This window comes from Brevundimonas sp., from assembly GCF_041688735.1.
Lineage (GTDB): Bacteria > Pseudomonadota > Alphaproteobacteria > Caulobacterales > Caulobacteraceae > Brevundimonas.
In genome coordinates this window covers 1-11536 of record NZ_JBDNHO010000082.1, presented here as the reverse complement: position 1 = coordinate 11536, position 11536 = coordinate 1, and the positions used below count along the sequence as shown (strand labels likewise).

Sequence of the window (11536 nt, the reverse complement as noted above, 5' to 3'; positions counted from 1 at the left end):
TGGCTCAGCAGCAGATCGAGCCCGCCGAAGTGATCGCTTGGTCCCTCTGGCGAAGAGCCCACCAAGCAGCCGCACGACGCGCCCACATCAAAACCAGACTGCAACTGTAATGCTAGATCGATTTCGGTTTGGGCGTGATCGCGTCCAGACCCGGATTTCGATCGAGGCTCCAGGCTGGGACGTGAGCATCACCCGGGCAGAACCGGCCCCGGGGCAGCAGGTCTGTCCCGGTTGCTTCGGGGCTCAGCCAGCTGGCGTTCGGGCGGCCAGCAGCAGCGACCGAAGCGTATGCTCCATCACCCGTCTGGCCTCGACCACGGTCAACTGCTGGTCGCGGCGCATTCCGATCCATGTTGGCCAGGATGAGGCCAGGACCATGGAGCGCAGGAACAGTTCCCGATCGGCTTCGGCCGCCTGGTTCAACGACGCCGTGAAGACGGTGTTCAGGTAATTGCGGTGGGTGCCTTCATCCTCGCGCAGCATCCGGTCGATCACAGGTTTCACAGCCCGCATGGATCGAGCGACGTCCCGCACCGGGCTCACATATTCCCACAGCCTGCCCAGTCTCTGCGCCACTGCAGTAATCAGCTCGGGTTCGGGCAGGCCGCTGATGTCGCGTGAATGAAACCGGGCGAAGACCTCTTCGCGCTGCAATTGGGTCGCCGCGATGATCAGCTCATTGGTGTCGGCGAAAAGCCGGAATACGGAGCGCCGGGACACATTGGCCCGGTCGGCGACCGCGTCCATCGTCGGCATCTGACGTGTCTCGCGAACCAGGTCGAGCAGTGCCCGGGCGACCGCAGAGCGGCTGCGCTGACTGCGGATGCGCCGGCCGTCGACAACAGGCTGTTCGTCCGCGCTTTCCAGCAAAAGAATGCTCCAAATATTGACATCCGGAATGCCAAAACATTACGCATCCGAAGTGGCTATTCCAGCCACCTTAACCTGTTTTATTTCCATACCGGAGGAACGTGACATGACGCTAGACGAAATCACCTCGGAGATCCGGGGCCGCGTCGCGGCCAACGGTGGCATCAAGGGCAAGACGGTGAAGTTCCATTTCGGCGACGATGGAGCCATCCGGATCGACTCCCGGGGCGACGAAGTGGTGGTCGACAATGAAGACGGTGCGGCCGACTGCACAGTCAAGATCTCGCAAGGCGACTTCCTCGAAATGGCCGCCGGCCGTCTGAACCCGACGGCGGGCTTCATGTCTGGCAAGATCAAGATTGAGGGCGACATGGGCCTGGCCATGCAGCTGGGCAATATCCTGAACTAGAGAACAGCCGGGCCGGTCGCTCAGCTCGGGGGACCGGCCCACACCTCGCGGTTCCCAATCCGCTCAATGCGTCGGCGCGCCTTGAGCTCGAGCCAGTGGGCCAGTCCCAGCGGCGCGAGATAGGCCCGTACGGACTCGCGCCCGGCCGGTTCCAGTCGGTCAAAGGCGTCGGTCACCGACTGCAGTTTGAAGACACTGAAGGCCCTCAGGGCGGTCGTGACAGGCGTCCCCATCAGATCGAAAGTCAGCTGCCCCTTGGGACGACGGCTCCGGTCTTCTGACTGCAGGAGCTCACCGGCAGCGAGATCTGGATGGTCGGCCAGCCAACGGTCCAGCGCTTCGACCTGGGCCGTCAGTTCGGCACCGTAGATCCCGGCCACGGCCGCGCAGACCGGACCCAAGGTCTCGGCCAGGCTGTCGTCCGCGGCATAGGCCGGATCCATATCGGCGAACTCCGGCATATCGGCATCGGCCGCATTCATCCGCTCGACCCAGCGCAAGACGAAATAGGCCCGCCGCCGCATCTGATCGGCCGGGTAGGGGTCACGTCCCAGATGGGCATAGAAGGACGACAGCAGGCCAAAATCGCCGATGCTGGGCACCCCGCCCAGCAGGTATGGCGACCGACGGAAATGCTGGTCGAGAGCGGCCAGCAGGGTCTCATAGGCCTGTTCTATGGCGGGGATGGTCTCGGCCGTTACACCCAGGACGGGCAGGTAGCCCCCCATTTTCGCCATCGGTGCTTCGGCGATCATCGGGACCTGCGACGGATCGGCAGAGGGCGCGATTCCGGCGGCGAACCCGGCCTGGATAAATGCGTAGTTCTGTGCGGGAAAGCTCCAGCGATAGTGCATGCCGGTCCGGATCATGCCCTCATCACCGAACAGTTCGAAAATACGGGCGATGACCGACTGTCGGGGGCCGGTCGGATAGATCGAGACGGCGGCCGGAAAGGCCTGTTCGACGTGATCGAGAATATCGGCCGTATCCTGGATGATGGTGCCGTCGGGCGTCTCCAGGACCGGGATCATGAACCGGCCCAATGCCGGCGCGATGGTGCCGCCAAACCGCGGGTCATTGACCAGCCTTTCCTGGAACGGAACGCCGCGCTTGCGCAGGTGGGCCCGGGCCTTGCCGGTAAACATGGATACCGGCATGCCGTAGAGAAGATAGGGTGTGCTCATGGCTGTACCTCGTCAGCGGATTGGGCGGCCCTGGCGGTCACTCAGACCGGGGGCAGGGACGAATTCGGGGAAGACCGGCCCTGACAGCAGCCGAACGGCAGCCGCGCCGAGCAGGTCGGTCAAAGTGTTCCGGGCGGATGGGGGCAGGGCAGAGAAGGCGTGCTGCAGGCGTGACAGCCGTCCAGCCCGGTAGGGGTTGGTCGAATAGCGAATGTCGTTGTTGCCGAGCCGGTATCGAACCTGGCCCGCGCCGGCTGCGCAGGCGGCGGCATTCGCCATGAGCTCGGGCAGGCAACGCTCCACGATCAGGCTGATGACACCGCCCAGATCGTCAGTCATCGACGTCACTGACCGTGCGTCGGCTCCCCCGGTTCCGTTCAGCGCCCACAGTCGCGTGACCCAGGCTGCGACGGACGGTGCCCGCGCCCGCATGATCCGGCCGGGCGTCGGGTCGCAGTGAAAATGGCGGAACATCGGACCGAACAGCCCGATATCAGCACGTGTCGGCGCATCGCCCATGACCCAGTCCCGTCGGCTGAGGACAGGCTCAAGGGCATCCAGCAGATCGAGATAGTCCGCCTCGATCGCGGCCCGGTTCGCCGATGTCACGCCCTCGCCTCGCAGATAGTGGGCGCGCTGCCGCCACAGGATCGGCAGGCGTTTCAGGGCCGCCGGGCCGGGGATGTCCCGCAGCATGCCGCGCGCCAGGCGCGCGCTCATCAGACGCGCATCGTCGGCGAAAGCCCATCGGTAGTAGAGTGCCGGTCGCCAGAGGTGCTCGTCGGCAAAGGTCTCTATCAGTCCGGATATGAACCCACAGACCGGGTCTGAAGGGGTCAGGGCGGGTTCCGGCCATTCGGTCTCGAGGGCGTCGATGATCCGGACCGTATCCGTCATCCAGCGTCCGTCCGGCATTTCCAGCTGCGGCATCTGCTGCACGCCGGTGTGGCGCGCCAGCCGGCGGAAGCTGCCGACGCTGATCTCACACAGTCGATAGGGCAGGCCCTTGGCGCGCAGATAGCCTTCCAGCTTGCCCGTAAAATACGACAGATCCAGCCCATGCACGACCAGCATTGTAACACTCCGGCCAGATCGATTGACGGGCCTCCCTGCCACCATCATTATGGCAGCCTGAATGCCAATAGTAGACAGTTCCAACCCTGCAGCGGAGGTTAATTTGCACGAAGATCTGGCGGGGTCGGGCTTGTATCAGCTCAAGGGGGCGATCGGATCACCCTATTCGATGAAGATGCGCGCGGTCCTCCGGTATCGGCGAATTCCGTTTGTCTGGCAGGGTGGTTTGGTCGGGTTCATGGCCGCACAGGCGATGAAGGCCAAGGTGGCGCCCGTGCTCGTCACCCCGGAGGGCGAGGCCTGGAATGACTCCACAGGACTGATCCAGCGACTTGAGGCCTGGCATCCGGGCGGGCGCAGTCTTGTCCCGACGGATCCGGCGGTGGCCTTCCTGTCGCTGCTGCTCGAGGATATGGCGGACGAGTGGCTGTCCAAGGCCATGTATCTCTACCGCTGGGCCCGGCCGGTGGACCAGGAACAGATGAGCCGCTGGCTTGCGTTTGACGCCGTTCGGGGGGGCGGGGTTGATGCCATTGTCCAACAGGCTGCGGTCTGGCGGGACCGTCAGGTCGGGCGCCGCGATCTCGTGGGTGCCGGCGAGGCGGCCCAGCCGGTCATCGAAGCCTCGGCCGCCAGGATCATGTCCGCCCTGAACCAGCGGGTGGTCGAGCGGGGCTTCCTGTTTGGCGACCGCCCGAGTGCGGCGGACATGGCCTTCTACGGTCAGCTGACCCAGCTCGCCACCGACCCGACGCCCCAGGCGCTCATGCGGGAGCTGTATCCGTGGCTGTTCCGCTGGGTACAGATTTCCGATGACCTGTCGGGCGAGGTCGAGGGCCAGTGGGACGAGGACGTCGACTCGCCGGCGCTGAGGGCCCTGCTCGTCGAATGCTCGACACACTACCTGCCCTGTCTCACGGCCAATGCCACCGCCCTGCGCTCGGGGCAGGCGACGTTCCGCTACCGGGCAGGAGGCGTTGAGTTGTCGCAGCCCACGGATCGCTATCAGGCCAAATGCCTGCAGGCGGTCCTTACGGCCTTCGCGGGCCTGGACCACGAAGCGCGCGCGCGGCTCGAGCCTGTTCTTGTAGAAACCGGGTGTTACTCGCTGCTCACCAGCGACGGATCCGAAGGAGTTGCGGCATGACTGATCGGGACCCGAAGAAATGGTCATTCCGCCAGCTCGATCGCCGGTCGCTGTTGATCGGAACGGCGGCCGGGACCGCGGCAGCGGCCGGTGGTGCCCTGGCGATCGGAGCGATCCGCGAGGCCACAGCGCCCTATATCACCCCCGCAGCATTGCCTGACGGAGCGGCCGCGCGGGTGCGAGAATCCTTCCGGGATTCACGCCCGTCCTATTCCGGTGAGCCGACGGCCCCTCAGGGCGCGCCGAACATCATCACGATCGTTCTGGATGACGTCGGTTTCGCCGATCTGGGCTGTTACGGCAGCGAGATCCGGACACCGGCGTTCGACGCCCTGGCCGGGGCGGGCGTGCGATATTCCAATTTCCGCACCTGCGCCATGTGTTCGCCGACCCGGGCAGCGCTGCTCACGGGGCTTAATTCCCATTCTGCCGGCATGGGCTGGCTGGCGGATATCGACGCCGGCTATCCGGGCTATCGCGGCGACCTGACACGCGAGGCCGCGACCATGCCCGAGATCCTGCGCGATGCCGGCTGGTCGACCTTCCTGGTCGGCAAATGGCATGTCAATAATTCGAGCAGCAGCGGCCCCAACGGGCCCTATCACAACTGGCCGACCTCGCGCGGCTTTGAGCGCGCCTACTGGTTCCAGGGCCATTCAACCGACTATTTCAAACCCTCGACCCTGCACGACGGTGTGACACCGGTCGAACCGCCCGTCGCGGACGACTACTATGTCTGTGACGATCTGACCGACCGGGCGATCAGCTATATCCGCACGCAGAAGGCCCTGTCGCCGGACAAGCCCTTCCATCTCCAGTTGGCCTTCCCCGGCGCCCATTCGCCGCTCCAAGCGCGGGGACGCGAGCGCGACGCCTACAAGGGGCAGTATGACATCGGCTGGGATGCGGTCCGTGCGGCCCGGCTGGAGCGGCAGAAGGCAATGGGTCTGTCGCCGGCGACGACCAGCCTGCCGCCCCTGTCCTTCGGCACCCGACCCTGGGCCGAGCTGAGCGCCGTCGAGCGGCGGGTCTTTGCCCGCTACATGGAGGTGTATGCCGCCATGATCACCAATATGGACCGTAATGTCGGGCGGCTGATGGAGACCCTGCGGGACCTCGGTCAGGCCGATAACACCCTGGTACTGGTCATGTCGGACAATGGAGGGTCCGGCGAAGGAACCCCCGAGGGATCGCCCAACGTCTTCGCACCTGCGTTCGGTCGGCCGGTGCCGGTCGAGATGGCCGCCGAACTCTATGATGTTATGGGCGAGGACGCGACCTTCCCCCATTACCCGATGGCCTGGGCCTGTGTCTCGAACACGCCATTCCGCCTCTACAAGCAGTATGCCCACCTGGGTGGCGTCGCCGACCCCCTGATCGTGTCCTGGCCGCGCCGGATCCGCGACAAGGGCCGGGTGCGGGAAAAGTTTGTCCACGTCGTCGACGTCATGCCGACCCTGCTTGAAGCGGCCGGCGTGGACCGGCCGGAGACCTATCTCGGTGCCCCTCAAAAGCCGTTGGAGGGGGCCAGTTTCCTGCCCAACCTCCTTTCGGGCCGGGCAAATACGCGGGTCGGACAGTATTACGAACTGGGAGGCAACAGGGCTTATGAGGACGGCCGCTGGCGGCTGGTCTGCCGGCACAAACGCGGTACCCTGCAGGAAGATGATGTCTGGGAACTGTACGACCTCAGCCAGGACTTCAACGAGAGCAGGGACCTCGCGGCGGCCAATCCCGAGGTCGTGCAGCGGCTTCGGGCTGCATGGCAGGCCGATGCCGAGAAATACAACGTATTCCCGCTGGATGACCGCAGCCTCATGCTCAAACTCGTGCAGGACCGCCAGGCCAAGGGTCTTCGGGCTCGCTGGGATTTCCGGCCGCCGGTCGAGCGACTGGGGCCGGATGTGGCCCCGCTCGTCTGTGGTCTCGATCACAAGGTCACCGTTGATCTGACCTGGGCACCGGGACAGGACGGGGTACTGCTGGCCTCCGGATCCAAACATGCCGGCTATGTGCTCTATGTCGAGGACGGACGGCTGACCTATGAATACAGTCTCGTGCCCTGGAGCGAGCGGATCGTCGCCAGCGTCCCGCTGGTGCGGGGCCGGAATACCGTCCGCTATGTCCAGACGATGACGGCCCGCCCGTTTGATGGCCGCGGCATCCTGTTTGTGAACGGTCGCAAGGCCGGCGAGCGGACCTATGAACAGGTCCTGTTCTCGCCGGGCTATGACGGTTTTTCGATCGGTGCCGATTCCGGCAACCAAGTCTCGGCCCGCTATTCGGGTCCGAACCCGTTCGGCGGCACGATCGAGCGGGTCCTGATCGAGGTCGACAACAAGCCGACCAATCCCCTTGAAATCCGTCGCTTCCTCGATCGCATGGGCATGACCGTATGAGCCCAGGGGCAGCGCTCGGGAGCATGGTGGCTATACCCGGTGGTGTCTTCCACCTGGGGTCCGACGACCACTATCCCGAGGAACGCCCGGTGCGTGCGGTCGAGGTACCGGGCTTTGCCATCGACATAGGCCCGGTGACCAACGCAGCTTTTGCCCGGTTTGTCGGGGAGACCGGGTGGGTGACGACCGCTGAACAGCTCGATCCGCCAGGCTCGGCGGTGTTTGTCATGACTCCGGGGGCCGTGGACCTGAGCCGCCCGGAACAGTGGTGGCGGTTCGTCGATGGAACTGCCTGGCACTGTCCGCGCGGCCCTGGATCGTCGATCGCGGGCCGCGAGGATCACCCGGTGGTCCATATCTCTTGCGAGGATGCACGCGCCTATTGCGCCTGGGTCGGCAAGCGCCTGCCGAACGCGCGGGAGTGGGAGGTAGCGGCGCGCGGGGGTCTGGACCAGGCCGACTATGCCTGGGGCGACAGCCTTGTCCCGGGCGGGCGGCTGATGGCCAACATCTGGCGAGGCGCCTTTCCGTGGTGGTCGGAGGATCCCGCACCCGGAACGACCGCGGTCGGAGCCTACCCGGCCAATGGCTATGGACTTTTCGACATGATCGGCAATGTCTGGGAGTGGACTTCCGATCCGTTTGACCGGACACCGACCTGCGGGTGCAGCCAGGGCACCGCCAGCGCGGTCCGGCAGACGCTGAAGGGCGGTTCATACCTCTGTGCGGGTGAATATTGCGCGCGCTATCGACCGGCCGCTAGAACCGGACTGCCCCCCGAAACCTCGACAGGACACATCGGTTTTCGGTGTGCCCAGGATCTGCCTTCCAGCCTGGACGAAGCCCCATGATTTCTCTCTACACCGCTCCGACCCCGAACGGCTGGAAGGCCTCCGTGGCGCTTGAGGAACTGGGCCTGCCCTATCAGGTCCATGCCATCGACCTGCTCTCCGGTGCGCAGCGGGCACCGGACTATCTGGCGATCAACCCCAATGGCCGCATCCCGGCCATTGTCGATCACGACGCCGACGATTTCGCGGTCTTCGAATCCGGCGCGATCCTCATCTACCTTGCTGAAAAGACCGGGCAGCTGATGCCCTCGGACGCCAAGGGGCGCAGTCGCTTGCTCCAGTGGCTGATGTTCCAGATGGGCGGGATCGGCCCGATGATGGGACAGGCCAACGTCTTCCATCGCTATTTCCCCGAAAAAATCCAGGTCGTAATCGATCGCTACCAGGGCGAAAGCGGACGGCTGTTCGGTGTCCTCGATCGGCATCTGGCGGATCATGAATGGCTGGCCGGGGACTATTCCATCGCCGATATCGCCAACTGGTGCTGGGTCAGGACGCACAAATGGTCGGGCGTGAACATCGAACCGTTCGAACACCTTCAGCGTTGGGTTGCCGCCATTGCAGCCCGTCCGGCGGCCCAGGCGGGTATCAAGGTGCCGTTTGACCTCGAGGCCATGATGGCGGCCAGCCGCAGCGGTGCCGAGACCTTCGCCCGCGGGGGGCAAACCCTGGTCAACATGGGTGGGTCCAAGGATTGACCGGCCTGTTTTCCGCGCTTGGGCGCGAGGTTCGCTTCCTTCGCGGGGGTCTGCGCATGCTGGCCCGTATATCCCGTCTCAAACCGGGCACCGGCGTCAATCTTGCCGATGACCTCGAAGGGGCTGTCGACCGTCATGCCGCACGGGTTGCCATCCTGTTCGAGGAAGAGCGCTGGACCTATGCCGACCTCGAGCGCAGAGCCAACCGCTATGCCGCATGGGCGCTGGACCAGGGGTTAAAGCCGGGCGCGACGGTTGCCCTGCTCATGGAGAACCGGCCTGACTATCTGGCGATCTGGTTCGGCATGGCCAAGGCCGGTCTGTCGACGGCGCTGATTAATACCCAGCTGACCGGAGCCGGATTGGCCCATTGTGTGGAAACCGCCGGGGCCGACCATGTCATCGTTGATGCCCCGTTCGCCGAGGCCTGGCGCTCTGCGCGTCGCCATCTGCGGACCGCGACTACGGCCTGGCTGTCGGGCGCGGCGGCCGACGATTTCGCCGATCTCGACTCGGTGCTGCTGAACGCCTCGTCCGCGCGCCCCGACCGGAAGCTGCGCGCCGGCATCCGGGCGGAAGACCTGGTCCTGCTGATCTATACGAGCGGTACGACCGGCTTGCCGAAGGCCGCGCGGATCACCCATCTGCGGATGCTGCTGACCATGCATTCCTTTGCGGCTGCCACCGGATCGACAGCGCGTGATGTCATTTATGCGCCCCTGCCGCTCTATCACACGGTCGGCGGGGTCTGTGCGCCTGGCATCGCCCTGACCGTGGGTGGGGCCATCGGTCTGCGCCGGACGTTCTCGGCCAGCGCCTTCTGGAGCGATTGCGTCCGTTTCGACGCGACCCTGTTCCAGTATATTGGTGAACTCTGCCGCTATCTGCTCAACGCCCCGGCCCACCCGGACGAGCGTCGGCACCGGCTGCGGCTGGTCATCGGCAACGGTCTGCGACCCGACGTTTGGGATCGGTTCCAGGCGCGGTTCGCCATTCCCCGGATCCTCGAATTCTACGGAGCGACCGAGAGCAATCTGACCCTATTCAACCTCGATGGGGGGCCGCATGCGATCGGCAGGGTCCCCTCCTATATGAAGGGTGCGGTCAATGTGGCTCTGATCCGGTTCGACGCCGTTGCGGAATGTTCCGTCCGGGATACCTCCGGCCGGTGCATCCCCTGCGCCGAGGGCGAGGTTGGCGAAGCCATCGCCCGGATTGATCCGGCCAAGGCCGAGATGCGGTTTGAGGGCTATTCCGACGCCGGTGCGACCGAGAGCAAGATTCTCCGCGACGTGTTCGAGCCGGGTGATGCCTGGTTCCGGTCGGGTGACCTCATGCGATCCGACCGGCTCGGCTATTTCTATTTCGTCGACCGTATAGGGGACACGTTCCGCTGGAAGGGCGAGAATGTCTCCACCGCCGAGGTCGCCGGGGTTATCGCCGCCGTGCCGGGCATCCTCGAGGTCAACGTCTATGGCGTGGAGATCCCCGGCTGCAGCGGCCGCACCGGCATGGCCAGTCTGGTCGTGGACGACGCACAGTGCGATCTGGCCCTGGTTCGCGAGGCGGTGCATGCGGGCCTGCCGGGCTACGCCCGGCCGCTGTTTCTGCGCCTGACCCCGGCCATGGAGGTGACCGGCACGTTCAAACAGAAGAAGGCCGAAGCCGTGCGGGAAGGGTTTGACCCCCGCGCCATCGCCGACACCCTGATGTTCGACGACCCCCGCCACGAGGCCTATGTGCGCCTGTCGCCCGAGCTCCATACCGAGATCGTTTCCGGGACCCTGCGGCTATGACCGGTCGGGCGCAACGGGTCGCCATCCTTGCCACCCTCGTCATGGCGGGACTGGGCAGTTGCAGTCCCGCCGCCCGGATCGCTCCGGTAGTCTGCCCGGCGTCCCCCACGACGGATCAACCGGGACAGCTGATCAATGTGCCGGCCGGGCGCTTCCTGATGGGCGACGACGTCTATGAAGATGAGGGTCCGCCACGCTTCGAGACGGTTGCAGCGTTCCGCATCGATGCGACCGAGGTGACCAATGCCCGGTTCGCCCGCTTTGTTGACGAGACCGGCTATCTCACGGTTGCCGAGCGGCCGGTCGATCCGGCGCAGTATCCCGGCATGCCGGCGGCGGCTCTCCAGCCGGGTTCTGCGGTTTTCCGGCTGGGCAGCGAGCGGTTCGATCCCGGCGATCCCGGGACCTGGTGGACCTTCGTTCCCGGTGCATCCTGGCGACATCCCGAAGGACCCGGAAGTGACCTGAACGGCCGAGACTTCCTCCCGGTGGTTCATATCGCCCTGGCCGATGCCCAGGCCTATGCGCAATGGGCCGGGCGTCGCCTGCCGACCGAGATCGAATGGGAATGGGCGGCGCGGTCGGCGGATGCCGCCGCCGGAAATGCCAGTCAGCAACCGTCCGAGGCCAACACCTGGCAGGGCGTTTTTCCGGTCAGGAACACGGGCCGGGATGGCTATGACGGTGCTGCGCCCGTGGGGTGCTTCCAAGCCAACAGCCTGGGAATTCACGACATGATCGGCAATGTCTGGGAATGGACCTCTGATCCGTACCGGCAGAGCCGGTCACGGACGGTCGCACCGGGCGAGCCCGGAGCGGATCCGCGTCAGCCTGGCGTCGCGGTGGGAGTCATCAAGGGCGGCAGTTACCTCTGTGCGCCCAACTATTGCATGCGGTACCGCCCGGGCGCTCGCCAGGCCCAGGACCTGACCCTGGGGGCTTCCCATGTCGGCTTCCGCACGGTCGCAGCGATGCCGTGATCAGGCCCCGGTCTGCACCTCATAGTCCCGCAGCCGGAAACGCCGCAGCCGCTGCCGCAGCCGGCTGGCGCTCCATGGCCAGTTGGTGCTGTTGCGGCCGTTCCTGTCGATTGTCCGCCGTCAGCGCC

General features: G+C 65.3%; 10 protein-coding genes. 7 read left to right on the top strand and 3 right to left on the bottom strand.

Features of this window, described 5'->3' with window-relative positions:
* Positions 1-243 precede the first annotated feature (243 nt).
* Positions 244-870, bottom strand: a complete 627-nt coding sequence (locus tag ACESMO_RS08520) for a hypothetical protein (RefSeq protein WP_372707731.1) — start codon at positions 868-870, stop codon at positions 244-246.
* Between the two features lie 106 nt (positions 871-976).
* Between ACESMO_RS08520 and ACESMO_RS08515 the strand changes: the two genes are divergently transcribed.
* Positions 977-1279 (top strand): SCP2 sterol-binding domain-containing protein, encoded by a 303-nt coding sequence (locus ACESMO_RS08515; RefSeq protein ID WP_372707730.1) that lies wholly within the window; start codon positions 977-979, stop codon positions 1277-1279.
* Positions 1280-1299: 20 nt separating this feature from the next.
* Here ACESMO_RS08515 and ACESMO_RS08510 read toward each other — a convergent pair whose 3' ends face one another.
* Positions 1300-2463: a glutathione S-transferase family protein gene (locus tag ACESMO_RS08510; protein ID WP_372707729.1), complete on the bottom strand. Its 1164-nt coding sequence runs from the start codon at positions 2461-2463 to the stop codon at positions 1300-1302.
* 12 nt (positions 2464-2475) lie between these two features.
* Entirely contained in the window at positions 2476-3537 is a 1062-nt protein-coding gene (locus ACESMO_RS08505) for a glutathione S-transferase family protein (protein WP_372707728.1), read from the bottom strand.
* Between the two features lie 61 nt (positions 3538-3598).
* Here ACESMO_RS08505 and ACESMO_RS08500 point away from each other — a divergent pair, with 61 nt between their 5' ends.
* The 6 genes from ACESMO_RS08500 to ACESMO_RS08475 are packed head-to-tail and all read left to right on the top strand — an operon-like array spanning position 3599 to position 11408.
* Positions 3599-4684, top strand: coding sequence for a glutathione S-transferase C-terminal domain-containing protein (locus tag ACESMO_RS08500; protein ID WP_372707727.1), 1086 nt, complete (start codon positions 3599-3601; stop codon positions 4682-4684).
* Positions 4681-7083: an arylsulfatase gene (locus ACESMO_RS08495; RefSeq protein ID WP_372707726.1), complete on the top strand. Its 2403-nt coding sequence runs from the start codon at positions 4681-4683 to the stop codon at positions 7081-7083. Before ACESMO_RS08500 ends, ACESMO_RS08495 begins: the two co-directional genes overlap by 4 nt.
* Before the next feature lie 23 nt (positions 7084-7106).
* Positions 7107-7934, top strand: coding sequence for a formylglycine-generating enzyme family protein (locus ACESMO_RS08490; protein WP_372707725.1), 828 nt, complete (start codon positions 7107-7109; stop codon positions 7932-7934).
* Positions 7931-8632 carry a glutathione S-transferase family protein gene (locus ACESMO_RS08485; protein WP_372707724.1) on the top strand — a complete coding sequence of 234 codons (702 nt, stop codon included), beginning with the start codon at positions 7931-7933 and terminating at the stop codon, positions 8630-8632. Before ACESMO_RS08490 ends, ACESMO_RS08485 begins: the two co-directional genes overlap by 4 nt.
* The gene (locus tag ACESMO_RS08480; RefSeq protein ID WP_372707723.1) at positions 8629-10428 is read left to right on the top strand and encodes a long-chain-acyl-CoA synthetase; all 1800 of its coding nucleotides are present in this window, start codon (positions 8629-8631) and stop codon (positions 10426-10428) included. The genes ACESMO_RS08485 and ACESMO_RS08480 overlap by 4 nt, the downstream gene beginning before the upstream one ends.
* Positions 10425-11408, top strand: coding sequence for an SUMF1/EgtB/PvdO family nonheme iron enzyme (locus ACESMO_RS08475; protein ID WP_372707722.1), 984 nt, complete (start codon positions 10425-10427; stop codon positions 11406-11408). The genes ACESMO_RS08480 and ACESMO_RS08475 overlap by 4 nt, the downstream gene beginning before the upstream one ends.
* The last annotated feature ends 128 nt before the right edge of the window (positions 11409-11536 follow it).